Source organism: Streptosporangium sp. H16 (assembly GCF_051918855.1).
GTDB lineage: Bacteria > Actinomycetota > Actinomycetes > Streptosporangiales > Streptosporangiaceae > Streptosporangium.
This window is the reverse complement of sequence record NZ_JBPXMD010000062.1, coordinates 1-17,412: the sequence shown is the minus strand read 5'-3', so window position 1 is coordinate 17,412 and position 17,412 is coordinate 1. Positions and strand designations below refer to the sequence as shown.

Genomic DNA, 17,412 nt, shown 5'->3' with positions numbered 1-17,412 from the left:
GGCGAAGCCCCGAGACTCGGGTCATGACTGAAACCATCGCCACTGTGCTCGCCGGACTGGTCGGCGCGAGCGTCATCTTCATGGGCGTCCACGCCTTCCGGGCGCCGCAGGCCGCGGCCGGTTTCGGCATCCCCGACACGCCGACCGAGGACCGCGGCTTCCAGGCCTGGCTGTCCGTCAAGGCCGTGCGCGACATAGCCTCGGGGCTCTTCATCCTCATCCTGCTGGCCGGCGGAACGACCCACCTGCTGGGCTGGTTCATGCTGGCCGCCGCCGCCATACCCGTCGGTGACGCGGTGATCGTGCTGCGCAGCAACGGGCCCAAGGCGACCGCCTACGGCATCCACGGCGCCACCGCCGTGGTGATTCTGGCGATCGGCGCGCTCCTGCTCATCGCGTGACCACGGGGTCCGGCGGCCAGAGCGCTTCGACTTTCTGAGAACTGGAAAAAGGGAGACGACGATGACGATCAACGATCTGCGCGGTGTCCTCAAGGGGCGCGTGCTCCTGCCCGATGACGACGGCTTCGAGCAGGCGGCCACCGCGTGGAATCTGACCGTCAGGCAGCCGGTGGCGGCCGTGGCGGAGGCCGCGGATGCCGATGACGTGGCGGCGCTCGTGCGTTACGCGCGGCGGGCGGGTATGACGGTGACCGCGCAGCCGAGCGGGCATGGCGCCTCCGGTGACGTGGAAGGCCTGATCCTGCTGCGTACCGGCCTGCTGAACGAGGTGGAGGTACGCGCGCAGGAGCGCGTGGCCCGGGTGGGCGCGGGCGTGAGGTGGGGGCAGGTGCTGGCGGCGGCCGGTCCGCTGGGTCTGACCGGCCTGGCCGGCAGCGCGCCGGGGGTCAGCGTGACCGGCTACACCCTGGGCGGCGGGGTCGGCTGGTTCAGCCGCACGTACGGCTTCGCCTCCGACAGCGTGCGGGCTGTCGACATCGTGGACGCCGACGGCGAGCCGGGCCGGGTGACCGCCGAGTCCGATCCCGAGCTGTTCTGGGCGCTGCGCGGCGGTGGCGGGGACTTCGCGGTGGTGACCGCCCTCGAACTCGAGCTGTATCCCGTGCCGGTCCTGTACGGCGGGCGCGTGATCTGGCCGGAGCACCGGACCGGGGAGGTGTACGACGCGTTCCTGGAGATCACCGCTGAGGCGCCGCGTGAACTCAGTGTCTGGATCAACCGGCTCCGGCCACCCGGCGCGTCGCCGATGGTGACGCTGGATCTGGCCTACCTGGGTGAGGCGGCTCGGGGGGAGGACCTGCTGGCGCGCCTCGACAAGATCGAGGGCGCGATCTCCGACAGCCGCGGCGTCGTCCCGGTCGCCGACCTGGGTGACATCACCGCCGAGCCCACCGATCCGGTCCCGTCCATCGCTCGTGCGGAACTGCTCACCGGCCTGGACGCGGACGCGGTGGAGCTCCTGCTGGCCAAGCCGGTGGAACCGCTCATCAACGTGCAGATCAGGCACCTGGGCGGGGCGCTCGCCGAGCCGGGCGGCGGGGCCGGTGCGAGCGGCGCGGTGGCTGAGCCGTACCTGCTCGGCCTGCTGGGTCTCGGCCTGCCGCACGTGGCCGATGCGACGCGCGCCAGGCAGGCCGAGGTCGTGGCCGACCTGAAGGCCTACATCAGCGGCCGCAAGCCGTACACCGTGCTGTCCCCCGGTGACACGGCGGCGAAGTCCTTCTCCGGCAGCGCGCTCGCGCGGCTGCGGGAGATCAAGCGGGCCCGTGACCCGCACAACGTGTTCCGCGCGAACTACCCGGTGCTCGGATAGATCGGTTCCCAGCAGGTCACGGTCCCTCCGCCCGCCGGGGCGGCGGGGCGGCACCGAACCCGCGTGACAGATGTCGCCGCGAAATCACGCATCTCCGCCGCATCCAGCGCGCGGGCCTCAGCGGCGAAGCGCGCGCCCCTGGCCGCCGGGACGCCCGCCGGCCAGGAGCCGGTGGCGCCGCCGTCGACGTTCCTCGTCGAATTTCTCCGTGCCGACAGAGGACATGTCGTTTCCGGCTGACAGGCTATTGTGGCGCCGTGAACGGCCCTCGGGCGTGGTCGACCGGGAGATCATCGATGAAAAGGGGCCCAGGTGTCACCTGACGAGCCGGGCGGGCCGGCCGCCGACGCGACACGACAGAAGGGCGACCCGTCCCGTCCCGTGACGATCTCCTACATCGCCGAGACCGCCGGAGTGTCGATACCGACCGTTTCCAAGGTCATCAACGGCCGCTCCGGCGTCGCCGCCGACACCCGCGCCCGCGTCGAGGCGCTGGTCACGGAGTACGGCTACCGCAAGAGCAATCGCAAGAACGTACTGGAACTCGTCTTCGGCCAGCTCGAGGACATGTGGGGAATGGAGATCATCCGCGGTGTGGAGCGGGTGGCCCGCGAGCAGCGCGTGGGCGTGACGCTGACCGAGTTCGGCCCGCACCACGATCCGCTGAACCATTCGATCGACGACACGCTCGCGCGCCGGCCGGCCTGCGTGGTGACGGTCGCGCAGTTGTCACAGGAGCAGCGCGACCAGCTGAGCGCCAAGAACATCCCGTTCGTGGTCTTCGACCCCACCGGCGAGCTGCCGGACGGCGTCCCGTTCGTGGGCGCCACCAACTGGGCCGGCGGCCGTTCGGCCACCCGTCACCTGATCGAGCTGGGACACCGCCGCGTCGCGATGATCGCCGGCCCGGACAAGGTCCTGTGCTGCCGTGCCAGGCTCGACGGCTACCGCTCCGCGCTGGAGGCCGCGGACCTGCCGGTCGACCCGGCCCTGATCGTCCGCGCCGGCCTCACCCTGAAGGACGGACGCGTGGCCGCGCTCGGCCTGCTCGGCGCCGCCGACCGGCCGACGGCGATCTTCGCGTGCAACGACCTGCAGGCGCTCGGGGTGTACCAGGCCGCCCGCGAACTCGGCCTGCGCGTCCCCGCCGACCTGAGCGTGGTCGGCTTCGACGACCTGCCCGTCACCGCCCTCGTCGACCCCCCGCTCACCACCGTCCACCAGCCGCTCACCGAGATGGCCGCCGCCGCCACCGAGCTGGCCCTGGCCCTGGGACGCGGCGAGGAGCCGACGCAGGTCGGTCTCGAACTCGCCACCACCCTCACGATCCGGGAGAGCACGGCGAGACCGGTCGACGACCGGCCGACCGGGACGTGACCGCGTCGTCGTACGCGGAGTGACAGGGCCCGGCGCCGGCGCCCGCACTGTCCCCGCCATGGCTCCACCGCGCCGTACCGCCGCATGGAGCCGCCGGCCTCCGCTCCGGTGACCGGCACCGCCTGGGCAGGGATTTGATCATGCGACTTCCAGCCGGGTTCAGGGGTATCGAATCGATTCTCTTGGAGGAGTCACGATCTGACCAGGAAGAATGGCTTTCCGGGCGAGGAGGCCCCGGACGACCCATTGACGTGAATACGACATCGCCTTAGGTTCAGTCGAACCGATTCGAACCATCGGTTCGACATCAAGCGGAAACAGGCGTGTGACGCCGGTCAACGGAGGCCGGAACCGTGCGAGCAACGAACTTCACCGTACCCACATCACCTGCCCCCGAAAGGACGGCCGGATCCATGTCGGCACCGAGATCAGCAGGATTGAGCAGACACACGCTCGGCGCGGGCCTGGCTCTCCTGGCCGCCAGTTGCCTGGCCGGTTGTTCGACCCCCTCCTCCACCGAGGGCACGGCGGGCACCGAGGGCACCGCGGCGGCCTCCAGCCAGGCGGCGGGCGGCGGAACGTACACCGTCTGGGACCCCTATCCGCAGTACGACAAGACCTCCGACTGGGTGAAGCTGCTGGACACCTGCGGCACCCAGGCCGGCGTGACGATCGAACGCACGGGCTACGACACCACCGACCTGACCAACAAGGCGCTGCTCGCCGCGCAGCAGGGCAACGCCCCCGACGTGCTCATCGTCGACAACCCGGTGGTGTCGACGCTCGCCGAGGCCGGCGTGCTGACCACGACCGCGGAGAACAAGCTCGACATCTCGGCGATCTCGCCCAACCTCCTCGCGGCCGGGCAGAGCGGCGGCAACACCTACGGCGTCCCGATCGGGGCCAACACCCTGGCGCTCTACTACAACAAGGCGGTGCTCGACAAGGCGGGGGTGGACATCGCCTCGGTCAAGGACTGGGCGTCGCTGACCGCGGCGCTGGAGAAGGTCAAGGCGGCGGGCAAGAAGGGCATCACGTTCTCCGCCATCGGCACCGAAGAGGGCAGCTTCCAGTTCCTGCCCTGGTTCTGGGGTTCGGGCGCGCAGCTCACCAAGCTCGACTCCCCCCAGGGCGTGTCGGCGGTGGCGCTGTGGACCGGCTGGCTGAAGAAGGGGCTCGCCCCGAACTCGGTCATCAACAACACCCAGACCACCAGCTGGCAGGAGTTCGCCACCGGCGACTACGCCTTCGCCGAGAACGGCACCTGGCAGCTGGCCAACGCCAAGGAGACCGGCTTCAAGTACGGCATCATCCCGGTTCCGGCCAAGGACGGCGGAACCGCCGCGGCGCCCACCGGCGGCGAGTTCGTCAGCGTCCCCGTCCAGCAGGACACGGCGCGCTACGCCACCTCCCAGAAGCTGGTGACGTGCCTGACCAGCACCGACAACTCCTTCGCCACGGCGACGGCGCTGTCGTACATCGCGCCCACCGACCAGGTCCAGGCACGGCAGAGCACCGAGAATCCCGAGCTCGCGGTGTGGGTGGAGGCGGTCAAGGCGGCCAAGGGCCGTACCGGCGACGACCTCGGCACCAAGTACCCGAAGATCTCCGAACCGATGTGGGGCGCGGTGCAGGCGGCGCTGAGCGGGGCCAAGAACCCCGAGCAGGCGATGACCGACGCGCAGACCGCGGCGGCGAGCGCGATCCAGTAGGCCCGGACCATGAGCCGAATCGCCCAGGCACCCACCCGGCGCCCGGCCCCTGCCGACGGTGGCCCCGTCCCCGACGGACGGGGCCACCGGAAAGCGGCCCGGTGGAGGTCGGATCGGTGGGTGGCATGGGGCTTCCTGGTACCGATCACCGTCTATCTACTGGTGTTCTACGCCTACCCGCTGTTCCGCAACGTGGAGCTGAGCCTGCGCGACTACACGGTGCGCTCGTTCGTCCAGGGTGACGCGCCCTTCACCGGGTTCGCCAACTACATCGAAGTGATCAAGGACGCCACGTTCGGGCCCGCGCTGTGGCAGACCGTGGTGTTCACGGTGGTGTCACTGGCCTTCCAGTTCACCGTCGGACTCGCCCTGGCCTTGTTCTTCGTCAGGAACTTCCCGCTGTCGGCGACGTTGCGCGCCCTGTTCCTGGTGCCGTGGCTGCTCCCGCTGATCGTGTCGTCCTCGACCTGGGCCTGGATGCTCAACAGCGACTCCGGTGTGGTCAACGCGGTGCTCGGCGTGTTCGGGGTCGGCCCGGTCAACTGGCTGACCTCGCCGGACTGGTCGCTGTGGTCGGTGATCGCCGCCAACATCTGGATCGGCGTCCCGTTCAACCTGGTGATCCTCTACTCCGGCCTCCAGTCGATCAGCCCGTCCGTCTACGAGGCCGCCGCCCTGGACGGCGCGTCGGGCTGGCAGCGGTTCTGGAGCGTGACCTTCCCCCTGCTGCGCCCCGTCTCGGCGATCACGCTGCTGCTCGGGCTGGTCTACACGCTGAAGGTGTTCGACATCATCTGGATCATGACCAAGGGCGGGCCGAGCGGCTCCTCCACGACCCTGTCCACCTGGTCCTACCGGCTGGGTTTCGGGAACCTGGTGCCGTCCTTCGGCCCGGGAGCCGCGGTCGGGAACATCCTGATCGCGATGGCGCTGGTCTTCGGGCTTCTCTACATCCGCCTCCAGCGAAGGCAGGACCTCTCATGAGCACCCCGCGCCGCTGGTGGAAGACCGTGATCGGACTCGCGCTGACCGGCGTGATGCTGTTCCCGGTCTACTGGATGATCAATGTGTCGTTCACCCGGGACCGCGACATGCGCAGGAGCCCGCCGTCGTGGTTCCCCGTACACGGAACCCTGGACGGCTACCGCGCGGTCCTCGACCAGCAGCTTCCCTACCTGGGCATCAGCCTGGTGGTCGGGCTGGGGACGGTGCTGCTGACCCTGGCGATCGCGGCCCCGGCGGCGTACTCGCTGGCCAAGCTGCGCCCGCGCGGCGGCAGGGCCCTGAGCTTCGTGCTGCTGATCGCGCAGATGATCCCCGGCATCATCATGGCGATGGGCTTCTACGCCATGTTCCTCAACCTCGGCGTGCTCAACACGCTCCCCGGGCTGATCGTGGCCGACTCCACCCTCGCCGTCCCCTTCGCGGTACTCATCCTCACCACGTTCATGTCGGGCATCCCGCACGAACTCCTCCAGGCCGCTCGCGTGGACGGCGCCGGAGCCGTGCGGGCCTTCTGGTCGATCGTCCTGCCGGTCAGCCGCAACGCGATCATCACGGTGTCGCTGTTCGCGTTCCTGTGGGCGTGGTCGGACTTCATCTTCGCCAGCACGCTGGACAGCGGAGGAGACCACCAGCCGATCACCCTGGGCATCTACCACTACATCGGCAACAACAACCAGCAGTGGAACGCGATCATGGCCACCGCCGTCGTCGCGTCGATACCCGCGGTCGTTCTCCTCGTCATCGCACAGCGCTACGTCACCGCCGGCGTGACCTCGGGCGCCGTCAAGGACTGACCGGGTCACCCTCCCACCGAAAGGATCGTCACTTCATGACCGCCGCCGCCACAGGCCCGGTGTTCTCCCTGCGGGAAATCCCGTTCAGCTTCCGCGGGTCCTGGTTCGGCTTCTCGCCGGTCATCGGCGAGAACACCTACGCCCGGGACGTCCACCTGGTCTCCCACCAGACCGGCATGCACCCGATCCTGCGGCTGGTCCCCACCGCCGGCAGCGTCGTCACCGCCACCCCGCACCGGCTCACCTGGGACTGCGCCCCCGGGCGGATCGACCTCGCCTACGAGAACACCGACACCGTGCGGGTGCGCGGACACGGAGCCGACCTGCGGCTGCTGGCCGCCGACCCGGTCCTGACGCCGTTCAGCGGCCCCTACTTCTTCCGGGACCCCCGGGACGGGTCCGCGGTCTTCACCGTCTACCAAACCGGGCGCCGCTACCGCGTCACGCTCCTGGCCGGGCGGATCACCGAACACCTGGGCGCGCAGGAGCTCGGCACCGCCGAGCGGGGCGTCGTGGTCACCGGGGACGGGGACGCGTGGGAGATCGCCGTCGAGGAGTTCGAGACCGCCCGCGCCCCGTACACGAGCGAGCACGACTTCGAGCAGGTGGCCGGCGCGGCCCGGCGCGACTACGAGGAGTACCTCGACACCGTGGCGCCCTGGCGGGACGACCGGACACCCGCCGCCGAGCTCGCCGTCTACGTGCTGTGGTCGGCCACCGTACGCGCGGCGGGATTCGTCACCCGCCCGGCGGTGCTGATGTCCAAGCACTGGATGGACAAGGTGTGGAGCTGGGACCACTGCTTCAACGCGATCGCCCTCGCCGAGGGCCTGCCCTCCCTGGCCTGGGACCAGTTCCGGCTGCCCTTCGACCACCAGGAGGCCACCGGCGCGCTGCCCGACTCGATCACCCACTCCGAGATCCTGTACAACTTCGTCAAGCCGCCCATCCACGGCTGGGTCCTGCGGCATCTCCCGCCGGTGTCGGGAGAGGAACGAGCCGACGTCTACCGCCTGCTGGAACGGTGGACCACCTTCTGGCTCACCGCCCGGCGGGTGCCCGGACACGAACTGGCCCACTACCAGCACGGCAACGACAGCGGATGGGACAACGCGACCACGTTCGCGCCCGAACGCGTCGTCGAGACGGCCGACCTGGCGTCGTTCCTGATCCTCCAGATGCGCACGCTCGCCCGCCTGGCCGGCGAACTCTCCCTGCCCGGCGAGGCGGGCCGCTGGTCGCAGGCGGCCGACCGGATGGGCGAGGCGATGCTCGCCCGGCTGTGGCGCGACGACCGGTTCGCCACCCGGAGCGCGGGCTCGGAGGAGACCTGGACCAGCAGCAGCCTGCTCGACCTCATGCCGATCGTGCTGGGCGAGGAGCTGCCCCAGCACGTCCGGACGGCCCTGGCCGCCAGGATCAAGACCCACCTGACCGAGTACGGGCTCGCCACCGAACTGCCGACCTCACCGCACTACCGGGACGACGGCTACTGGCGCGGCCCGATCTGGGCCCCTTCGACGGTCCTGATCGAGGACGGCCTCCGCCGGGCCGGCCAGACGGTCCTCGCCGACGAGATCAGCGCCCGGTTCCGCGCCCTGTGCGAGAAGTCGGGATTCGCGGAGAACTTCGACGCCCGCACCGGGACGGGGCTGCGCGATCGCGCCTACACCTGGACGGCCAGCGCGTATCTCATCCTGGCCGCCGCCCACATACGCCGGACGTCGTGAACCACGCGCACCCGCCCGGCGAGGACGCCCCTGGAGCCGGTCGCCGGGGGGGCGGACCGGCTCCAGGGTCACGTCACATCGCGGTCATCCCCGGGTCCATTTCTGGTTGGTGCCGCCATGGCAGCTCCAGATGTGCACCTTGCTGCCGTTGGCGGTGCCGTAGCCGGACACGTCCAGGCACTTGCCGCTGCCGACCGCGGTGATGCTGTTGTCGGCGTTCAGGCGCCACTTCTGGTTGTTCTGCCCGTTGCAGTCCCAGATGATCACCGCGGAGCCGTCGGCGGTCCCGCCTCCGTTCACGTCCAGGCACTTGTTGCCGTACACCCGCAGCTCACCCGAGGCGGTCGAGGTCCACTGCTGGTTGGACCGCCCGTTGCAGTCCCAGATGTTCACCGCCGCGCCGTTGGACTGCGAGGCGCCGGAGACGTCCAGGCACCGGCCCGACGCCACGCCCCGCAACGCGCTCGTGCTGGCGGTCGGGGTCGGCGTCGGGGTGGGGGTCGGCGTCGGGGTCGGGGTCGGGGTCGGGCCGCCCAGTTCCTTGATGCGGATGTTGCGGTACGCCACCACGTCGGGGGACCCGTGGTTCTGGATGCCGATGTAGCCCCGCTGGAGCGAGCGGACCGGGTCGGTGTTGGTGAAGTCGTTGATCTTCACGCCGTTCAGGAACACCTGCAGCCGCTCACCCTCCACCAGCAGCTCGTAGGTGTTCCACTGACCCGGCGGGTTCAGCGCGGCGTCGCGTGCGGCGATGTCCGCCGCCTTGAACCCGTAGATCGCCCCGGTCGTCTTGTCCGGGCTGTCGGTCGCGTCGATCTGCACCTCGTGCCCGGTGTTGAGCGCCGTGTTCGGGTCGCTGGTGGCCGGGAACCCGACGATCACCCCGGAGTTGGAGTCGCCGTTCAGCCTCCAGTCGAGTTTGAGCGAGTACGACCCGAACTCCTTGGCGTTGTACCAGAGCATGCCCATGCCGCCCTGGGAGGTCAGCGTGGCGGAGCTGTTGGTGAACGACCCCGGCCCGGCCTGCGTCCAGCCCGTCGTCGACCCGTTGTACAACGCCGTGTAGCCGGTTTCCGGGCGGCAGTCGGCGTTGGTCGCCTTGGCCGCGTACCGGATCCCGCCCAGCAGCAGCGTGCGGAAGTTCGAGTCCGCGTACGACGCCTGGGTGTGCCCCAGGCCGGTGTAGAACGAGCGGCCGGACGCCATCGGGCGGCACCAGGTGATCGGGTGGTCGCCCATGCCGCCGCCGCTGTAGGTGCTCTCGTCCAGGTTCTGCAGGACCTTCACGTTCGGGCGGGGGTTGCTCCGGAAGCTGTACCACTCGTCGGTCCGCGTCCAGGTCGTCCCCAGGTGAGCGGTCGCGGCGTGCGCCCGGTCCTCGTTGCGTACGGTGGCCTGCTGGATCGCCGGGTGGCTGTTGAACCAGGCGCCCACCAGCTGCCCGTAGTACGGCCAGTTGTACTCGGTGTCGGCGGCCGAGTGCACCCCCACGTAACCGCCCCCGCCGTCCACGTACGACTGGAAGGCGTTTTGCTGGCTGTCGTTCAGCACGTCACCGGTGGTGTTGAGGAACACCACCGCCTTGTACCGGGCGAGGTTGGACGTGTTGAAGACGCCGGCGTCCTCGGTGGCGGTGACGGTGAAGTCGTTGGCGGCCCCCAGGTCGCGGATGGCCTGGATCCCGACGGGGATCGAGTCGTGCCGGAACCCGGCCGTCTTGGAGAAGACCAGCACCTCGAAGGCGGCGGCCTGGGCGGGAGCGGCGGGGATCAGGGTCGTGGCGGCGGCGGCGGCGAACGCCGCCGCGGCTACTGACAGGCGTCGCAGCACGGAGGTCCTCCGGCTGCCACCCCCGGTGCGCCCGAGCGCGGCGGGGGTCAGATGTCGAAACATGGATGTCCTTCCGTCGTGGCGCCCGGCGTGACCCGGCGATGAGCCGGGCCGCGCCGGGCGCCACATCGATGACGTGCTCGTGGTGTGGTCGAGGTCGTGCGGTGTGGCGGATCGCCTAGACGCGGGTCCACTTCTGGTTGTTGGCGCCCAGGCAGGTCCAGATGTGCACCCTGGTGCCGTTGGCGGTGCCGCTGCCGGACACGTCCAGGCACTTGCCGCTGCCGATCCCGGTGATGGTGCCGTCGGAGTTGAAGCGCCACTTCTGGTTGTTCTGCCCGTTGCAGTCCCAGATGAGCACCGCGGTGCCGTCCGCCGTCCCGGCCCCGCTCACGTCCAGGCACTTGTTGCCGTAGACCCGCAGCTCACCCGAGCTGTTGGAGGTCCACCGCTGGTTGGCCTGCCCGTTGCAGTCCCAGATGTTCACCACGGCGCCGTTGGTCTGCGAGGCGCCGGAGACGTCCAGGCACCGGCCCGACGCCACGCCCCGCAACGCGCTCGTGTCACCGGAAGGCGTCGGTGTCGGGGTCGGGGTCGGCGACGTACCGGTGCCGAAGGTGAAGGCGTCCAGGTCGAACAGGTAGCCCTGGCCGGTCGCGCCGCGGAAGACGAGGTACAGCGTCGTGGCGCCGCTCGGCGCGCCGCTCAGGCTCGCCGAGACGTCGGCGAAGGTCTCCCAGCTGCCGGTGCTCCCGACGTTGACCGTGCTCAGCAGCGTGCCCGTGGCCGAGCCCGCGCGGACCTCGATCCGGCCGCCCACGCCCGCCGAGGACACCCGCGCGGTGAACCTGTTGGCGCCGCTCAGGTTGTACGGCGTGAAGGAGATCCAGTCGCCGTCGTCGACGAAGCCCACGGTCTTGCCGCCCTCGGCGCTGGCGTGGTCGGCCGTCTGCACGCCCTGCTGGGCGCCGAAGTGCTCGCCCTGCCGGTGCCGTGGCTGCAGCGTCCGGCTGCTGGTGGCGGTCAGGCCGCCCCCGTCGGTGTAGGAGGCCACGAAGACGCCGTAGATGTTCGCCGCGGTGTCATGCTCACCGTCGACCGGCACCGCGACGGAGCCGCTGCAGCCGGTCTTGGAGGTGATCTGGTGGGCGTGGCTGTCATGGCCGAGCGAGTAGGTGACCGTCACCTTCGAGCAGTCGATCGTGCCGTCCTCCGGGTCGCTCACGGTGACCTGGAACGGCACCGTGTCACCGAAGGAGAACAGCTGGCCGTTGCCGGGGGTCGTGAGCGTCACGGTCGGGGCCGTGTTGCCGACGGACACGGCGACGCTCGAGCCTCCGGGCAGCCCCTGCGGGTCGCGGACGGTGAGCGTGGCGGTGTACGAGCCGTTGGCCGTGTAGGTCTTGGTCGGGTTGGCGGCGGTGGAGGTGGTGCCGTCGCCGAAGTTCCACGAGTACGTCAGCGCGCCGCCCTCGGGGTCGGAGCTGCCCGCCGAGGAGAAGTTCACCGTCAGCGGAGCCGGTCCCGAGGTCTTGTCGGCCGAGGCCTTGGCGATCGGGTTGCGGTTCGCGGCCTGGCCGATGTACTCGATCCGGTAGAGCGCCTGGTTGTTGCTTCCGGTGCCGTAGTCCAGCACGTACAACGCCCCGTCGGGACCGAAGGCCATGTCCATCACCTGCGTCCCCGACCAGGGGAACGCGGAGATCTCCCCGTAACCGCCGTCGGACCTCACCTCGATGGCCTTGATCCAGCGGCGGCCGTACTCGCCGGCGAAGAACCGTCCGTCGAGCACCTGGGGGAACTTGATGCTGGAGTTCAGGTTTGGGTCGAACCGGTAGACCGGGCCGCCCATCGGTGACTCCGAGCCGCTGCCGAACTCCGGCGGCGAGCCGGAGTCACCGGCGTACTTGATCCACGCCGGCTTGGCCGGGGGCAGCGTGGTCAGGCCGGTGTTGCGGAAGGAGTTGTTGGTCGGGCCCCCCGCGCAGTTGTACTTCGGGCCGGTGCTGTTGGAGGCGAAGTTCCACTCGTTGTAGGTCTCGGTGGTGGTGTTGGAACCCGTGCAGTACGGCCAGCCGTAGTTGCCGGCGGCGGTGATGCGGTTGAACTCCACCTGCCCGCTCGGCCCACGGTTGGAGTTGGTCGACCCCGAGTCCGGCCCGTAGTCGCCCAGGTAGACGACGCCGGTCGCCTTGTCGACGCTCATCCGGAACGGGTTGCGGAGACCCATCGCGTAGATCTCCGGCCGCGTCCTCGCCGTCCCCGGCGCGAACAGGTTGCCGCTGGGGATCGTGTAGGTGCCGTCCGCCTGCGGCTTGATCCGCAGGAGCTTGCCGCGCAGGTCGTTGGTGTTGCCGGCCGAGCGCTGGGCGTCGTACTGGGGATTGCGGTTGGTCCGCTCGTCCAGCGGGGAGTAGCCGGCCGACTCGAAGGGGTTGGTGTCGTCGCCGGTGGTCAGGTACAGGTTGCCCTGCGCGTCGAAGTCGAGGTCGCCGCCCGCGTGACAGCACTGGCCGCGGTCGTTGGCGACCCGCAGGACCACCTTCTCGCTGGCCGTGTCGAGCGTCTCATCCGATCTGAGGGTGAACCGAGATAGGTAGAACTCGCCCTTCCACTGGTCGAACTGCGCCTGGGTGCCGGTGGCCGGGGCGTCGCCGGTCGGCGTGCTCAGCCGGGGCGAGTAGTACAGCCAGACGTGCCGGTTCGTGGCGAAGTTCGGGTCGACCGCCACCCCCTGGAGGCCCTCCTCGTCGTGGGCGTAGACGTTGAGCCTGGCGGCCACCTTCGTGTTGCCGTTGACGTCGGTCACGCGCAACGTGCCGTCGCGTGCCGTGTGGAGGACCGATCGGTTCGGCAGCACGGCCAGTGACATCGCCTCGCCCAGTTCGCCGCCGCCCGACGCGAGCGGCACCTGCTGGTAGTCGGACGCCGGGATGTTCAGCGCGAGCGCCTGGGATTGCGCACCCGCCCCGCCGGCGCCGGCTGACGACGCGTGCAGGGCGGGGGTGGCCGCGAGGGTGGAGGTGACCGGGGCGACGAGGGTGAACGCCGCGGCCAGCGCCGCGGAGATGATACCGGTCAGGACCGGTCTGCGCCCCTTGGCGGGCGAAGGTGGTTGCACAGTGGTTCCTTCGGGGGTGGGGGGTGGGTCAGGTCACGTCCTCCTCAGGTGGGTGAAACCCTCCCGAGGAGGAGACCGTCGTCGAACGGGGAGGTGTACGACGACGGCTGCGCGGATCCGGCTACGAGGGCGGCCGGATCATGCCGCTCCGCGGCATGACGACCGTGACGGGTGGGCCAGTGGAGGCGGTCTCCTGGTCATCACGACGCCGACGGGGGCGGCCACGCCGGATTGGGGCCGACCTCGTCCGCGGAACTTGTCCGCGGAGCTCGTTCGATCGGGCACGTGCTTCTCCCAGGATGGCGTGCCTCGCCGGTGACACCACGAAAGAGGGCGTGGTGCGGCAAGGCGGTGGATGTCGACATGGCCGACCACGACGTGGAAGGCCGCGAAGCGCCTCCACGTCCCGCTCATGTGATCCGGCCAGGGAGGTACCGGAAGGAGCGCCCGGAACCTCACTACCAATTACGTTCCGACCACTTATGCCCGTCAAGGTCTTAAGCCTACTTATTTCACAATATGCACACCGAGATTCTGGCCGCGGTGAGCCGCTTTTCGCGTTCACCTGCGACGATGTCCGCCATACTGCCGTCCGCACCGAAACCTCCCGCATGAAACGTTCATATGTGTCGTACTGATCCGGAACCGCCTGATCCGCCATGAAGGCGACCTCGACGACCACCGCGGCGAGATCCGGCGGCGGCAAGGCCTACTCCCCCTGCGCCGGTCCCCGGCGCAGGCGCCGGATCTCCGCCCTGGCGCCGACGTCGACGACCGGCCCGGGGCGGGCCGCGCGGAGCTCCTTTCCTGCTTCCGTGGGCGACGAGCGCACCGTCGCCGTGCTGGCTCTGAGAATGAGACGGGGAGGCACGACGTGCCGCTCGCGCACGTACGGCTCCCCCATCTCGATCTGCCGCACGAGCATGTCGATGCTGCGCCTGCCCACGGCCCCGAAGTCCTGTCTGACGGTCGTGAGAGGAGGGGAGAAGAACTCCGACTCCGGGATGTCGTCGAATCCCACGATGTTGATCTGGCCGGGGACTCTCACCCCTCGCTCCATGAGGGCCCGCAGCACGCCCAGAGCCATCTGGTCGTTGGCCACGAACACGGCGGTGACCTCGTCGATCATCGCGGCCAGCCGCTGCCCGGCACGGTAGCCGGAGCGTGGGCTCCAGTCGCCGGCCAGGAGGTCGGGGACCGGACGGCCTGCGGTGGTCAGCGCCTCGCGCCAACCGTGCGCGCGGCCTTCCGCCTCCAGCCAGTTGACCGGACCGCTGACGTGCCAGACCGTCTCGTGCTGCAGGTCCAGCAGGTGCCGGGTCGCCAGGATGGCACCCTCGACCTGGTCGACGCTGACCGCCGACACACCGTCCGTCCGCCCACCCTCGACGGCCACGGCCGGCATGCCGGCGGGCATGTCCTCCAGCGCCTCGGCCGCCGAACGCTGTGGGGCGACCACGACGATGCCGTCCACGCCCTGCTCGGTCAGATAGCCGATGGCGTCGAGCACCCTTGCCCTGTCGATGGTCCGAAGACTCACGATGCTGATGAAGTAGCCCGCGTTCCTGGCGGCCTGCTCGATGCCGTAGACCGTGCTCGCGGGACCGTACAGCGTCGTGTCGAAGCTGACCACACCCAGGCGGCGGGAGTTCCTGGTGACCAGTGCTCGTGCGACGAGATTGCGCCGGTAGCCCAGCAGGTCGATCGCGCGCAGGACCTGGGCCCGAGTCTCCTCGCTGACGTTGGGATGGTCGTTGAGCACACGCGAGACCGTCTGGTGCGACACGCCCGCCATCTTCGCCACGTCCGCCATGATGGGCGGACGACGCCTCGGGCCAGGTCCCACCCGGCGCTCCTCTCATGCGATCCAGGAAGACTGTGAGCGCTAACATCTTTTGCGCCGAGAACTTCACGCGTCACCGTGCAGGCCGGACACGAACGCCGATGAGTACGGCGTGCCGACTTCACCCCCGCCGGGGCGGCCTCCCGGGGCCGGCTCCCGCCCTGCCCTCGCCTGAGACCGCCCCGCGCTCCTCACCCGGGTCAGACGCGGGTCCAGCGCTGGTTGGGGGCACCGTTACAGGACCAGATCTGGAGTTTGACACCGTTGGCGGTGGAGTAGTTGGGCACGTCCAGGCACTTGTTCGCACCGATGGCGGTGATGCTTCCGTCGCCGTTGAGGCGCCACTTCTGGTTGCTCTGGCCATTGCAGTCCCAGATGTGCACCTGCGCGCCGTCGGCGGTGCTCATGTTGGCCACGTCCAGGCACTTGTTGCCGTACACCCGGAGCTCACCCGCGCCGGTCGGCGTCCACTGCTGGTTGACCTGCCCGTTGCAGTCCCAGATCTGCGTCAGCGCGCCGTTGGCCTGCGAGACGTTGGCGACGTCCAGGCATCTGCCCGAGCCTACGCCGCGGATCCCGCTCGTGGGCGAGGGCGTCGGCGTCGGGCTGGGGCCGCCGGGCTGGCCGATGGTGCCGGGGACCGACTGGAGTGCCGCGTACCAGGCGGCGGCCATCTTGTCGTAGCCGCCGGCGGTGGGATGGATGCCGTCGATCAGGTCGGACGTGGTCAGCTTGCTGTGCATGTCGACCAGGTGGACGCGCTTGCCGCTGTTGACCTTGTTCTGCACGATGCCGGGGATGGCCGCGTTGAAGGTGCGGGCGGCGGCCGCCTGCCCGGAGTTGGACAGCGGGATGATGGTGGCGACGAACACGTCCGCCTCCGGCACCGTCGTCGTGATGCGGTCGATCAGGGTGGACAGCCGTTGGGGCGCGCCGGCCACGTTGTAGTTCTGCAGGATGTCGTTGGTGCCGATGTGCAGCAGCACCGTGCGCGGGTTGTAGGTGCGCGCCCAGTTGGTGATGTTCGCGTCGATCTGGTCGATACGCCAGCCGGGGTGCCCCTGATGGTCGTGGTCGCCCAGGCCGGCCGGCCCGTTGAACTGCGACCCGACGAAATCCACCGTGTACCGCCCGGAGACCAGCCGCTGCCACAGACCGATGCGGTATCCGCCCGGCACCTGCGTTCCCTCGGTGATCGAGTCTCCCAGTGGCATGACCCGCACTCCGCCGTTGGACTCCGCGCCGGCGACGCTCGTTTGCGTCACCGCGCCCAGGGCGACCATGGTCACGGCCAGAAGCGCCGCACCGAACCACCGGCTCCACCCACGCATGCTCAACCTCTTTCCGGCAGCTGAGAGCAGTTACTGCTGACAGCTCGTGTAGCGCTAACGGTCTGTATTCGGGTCGCTCGCCAACGGATGTCATGTGGTGGCGGGCGTGGCGGTCGGGCGTGGCGACTCGGGCGCCTCGCAGGTGTCCCCGGTCGCCCGAGGGCCGCGAGACCCGATGCATCAGGCTGATCCGAGCTTTCGCCGTGCGGAAAAGCCTTCTGTCAAGAGATCGGCGACCGTCAGGGGGAGGGAACCCGCGGATGTGGTGTCTGTCCGGGATCCACGATCGCCGAGCATGTCTTTTGAGGGGAACAACAGGATGTGAGCGCTAACATTCCGCCTGCTGGTCGTGGCTCCTTGTCCGTCGAACGGTTGTGGTGGTGGAGCGGAGCAAACACTAGGTAGGGAGAAGCTGTCAAGAGTACGAAACATGGCGTGCCGGAAGAAGCGAGAAGGCAAGCACGGCTCATCTGGTGCTTCACGGCTCGCCGCATCGGGCCGGACAGGTCGATGTGATGAAAATTTCACAAGAGACGTCTCGGCCCAGGGGGCGGAACCGCGGCTTCTCAGGGGTCAGGAGATGGGCGGCGGGCGGTGAGACAGAACCTTTCTGGATGTGCTTGACACATTTTGTAATAGTTTCCACACTGAGTCCCCGAGACGGCCCCCTGCCAAGTCGGTGGTGGGCGGCAGGGGCCGTCGGCCGCGACGCCCCGGTGGTGTGCGTTCCCTTGTGACGGGACGCGGCGTCGATCCTGCGGATTTCCCCTCGTGATTATCCGCTTCCGCGTTTCTGTGATGCAGTTATGGAGGCTCAGGCATGGGCACAAACGCCATACCCCCGCCCGGCACCCGGCGACCCCTCGGGGGTCTTCGCCGGGTACTGGTCGCCGGCG

The 17,412-nt window shown here is 69.4% G+C and carries 11 protein-coding genes; 7 read left to right on the top strand and 4 right to left on the bottom strand.

What is annotated here, in order from left to right; translation table 11 throughout:
- Positions 1-23: 23 nt before the first annotated feature.
- The 7 genes from ACTOQ2_RS42285 (at position 24) to ACTOQ2_RS42255 (ending at position 8,391) form a co-directional block, all read left to right on the top strand.
- Positions 24-401 (top strand): DUF4267 domain-containing protein, encoded by a 378-nt coding sequence (locus ACTOQ2_RS42285; RefSeq protein ID WP_440107426.1) that lies wholly within the window; start codon positions 24-26, stop codon positions 399-401.
- Between the two features lie 61 nt (positions 402-462).
- Entirely contained in the window at positions 463-1,773 is a 1,311-nt protein-coding gene (locus ACTOQ2_RS42280; protein ID WP_440107424.1) for an FAD-binding oxidoreductase, read from the top strand.
- Between the two features lie 312 nt (positions 1,774-2,085).
- Positions 2,086-3,150 (top strand): LacI family DNA-binding transcriptional regulator, encoded by a 1,065-nt coding sequence (locus tag ACTOQ2_RS42275; protein WP_440107422.1) that lies wholly within the window; start codon positions 2,086-2,088, stop codon positions 3,148-3,150.
- A gap of 437 nt (positions 3,151-3,587) precedes the next feature.
- Positions 3,588-4,862, top strand: coding sequence for a sugar ABC transporter substrate-binding protein (locus ACTOQ2_RS42270; RefSeq protein WP_440107420.1), 1,275 nt, complete (start codon positions 3,588-3,590; stop codon positions 4,860-4,862).
- A gap of 120 nt (positions 4,863-4,982) precedes the next feature.
- Positions 4,983-5,846, top strand: coding sequence for a carbohydrate ABC transporter permease (locus tag ACTOQ2_RS42265; RefSeq protein WP_440107418.1), 864 nt, complete (start codon positions 4,983-4,985; stop codon positions 5,844-5,846).
- A complete protein-coding gene (locus ACTOQ2_RS42260) occupies positions 5,843-6,661 on the top strand; it encodes a carbohydrate ABC transporter permease (RefSeq protein ID WP_440074083.1) in 819 nt (272 codons plus the stop codon). Before ACTOQ2_RS42265 ends, ACTOQ2_RS42260 begins: the two co-directional genes overlap by 4 nt.
- 35 nt (positions 6,662-6,696) lie before the next feature.
- The gene (locus ACTOQ2_RS42255) at positions 6,697-8,391 is read left to right on the top strand and encodes an amylo-alpha-1,6-glucosidase (protein ID WP_440107416.1); all 1,695 of its coding nucleotides are present in this window, start codon (positions 6,697-6,699) and stop codon (positions 8,389-8,391) included.
- Positions 8,392-8,475: 84 nt separating this feature from the next.
- On the opposite strand, the gene ACTOQ2_RS42250 is transcribed toward ACTOQ2_RS42255, so the two are convergent.
- The 4 genes from ACTOQ2_RS42250 to ACTOQ2_RS42235 form a co-directional block, all read right to left on the bottom strand.
- The gene (locus tag ACTOQ2_RS42250) at positions 8,476-10,284 is read right to left on the bottom strand and encodes a lectin (RefSeq protein WP_440107414.1); all 1,809 of its coding nucleotides are present in this window, start codon (positions 10,282-10,284) and stop codon (positions 8,476-8,478) included.
- A gap of 115 nt (positions 10,285-10,399) precedes the next feature.
- Entirely contained in the window at positions 10,400-13,342 is a 2,943-nt protein-coding gene (locus ACTOQ2_RS42245) for a lectin (protein ID WP_440107412.1), read from the bottom strand.
- A 709-nt stretch (positions 13,343-14,051) separates the two neighbouring features.
- The gene (locus ACTOQ2_RS42240) at positions 14,052-15,155 is read right to left on the bottom strand and encodes a LacI family DNA-binding transcriptional regulator (RefSeq protein WP_440107410.1); all 1,104 of its coding nucleotides are present in this window, start codon (positions 15,153-15,155) and stop codon (positions 14,052-14,054) included.
- Positions 15,156-15,385: 230 nt separating this feature from the next.
- On the bottom strand, positions 15,386-16,516 hold the full coding sequence (locus ACTOQ2_RS42235) for a lectin (RefSeq protein WP_440107408.1): 1,131 nt from the start codon (positions 16,514-16,516) through the stop codon (positions 15,386-15,388).
- Positions 16,517-17,412 lie beyond the last annotated feature (896 nt).

Excerpts from the sequence above, each read along its gene's own strand:
- ACTOQ2_RS42285 (WP_440107426.1), top strand. The coding sequence starts at position 24 with ATGACTGAAACCATCGCCACTGTGCTCGCCGGACTGGTCGGCGCGAGC.
- ACTOQ2_RS42260 (WP_440074083.1), top strand. The coding sequence starts at position 5,843 with ATGAGCACCCCGCGCCGCTGGTGGAAGACCGTGATCGGACTCGCGCTG.
- ACTOQ2_RS42255 (WP_440107416.1), top strand. The coding sequence starts at position 6,697 with ATGACCGCCGCCGCCACAGGCCCGGTGTTCTCCCTGCGGGAAATCCCG.
- ACTOQ2_RS42235 (WP_440107408.1), bottom strand. The coding sequence starts at position 16,516 with ATGCGTGGGTGGAGCCGGTGGTTCGGTGCGGCGCTTCTGGCCGTGACC.
- ACTOQ2_RS42280 (WP_440107424.1), top strand. The coding sequence starts at position 463 with ATGACGATCAACGATCTGCGCGGTGTCCTCAAGGGGCGCGTGCTCCTG.
- ACTOQ2_RS42240 (WP_440107410.1), bottom strand. The coding sequence starts at position 15,155 with ATGGCGGACGTGGCGAAGATGGCGGGCGTGTCGCACCAGACGGTCTCG.
- ACTOQ2_RS42250 (WP_440107414.1), bottom strand. The coding sequence starts at position 10,284 with ATGTTTCGACATCTGACCCCCGCCGCGCTCGGGCGCACCGGGGGTGGC.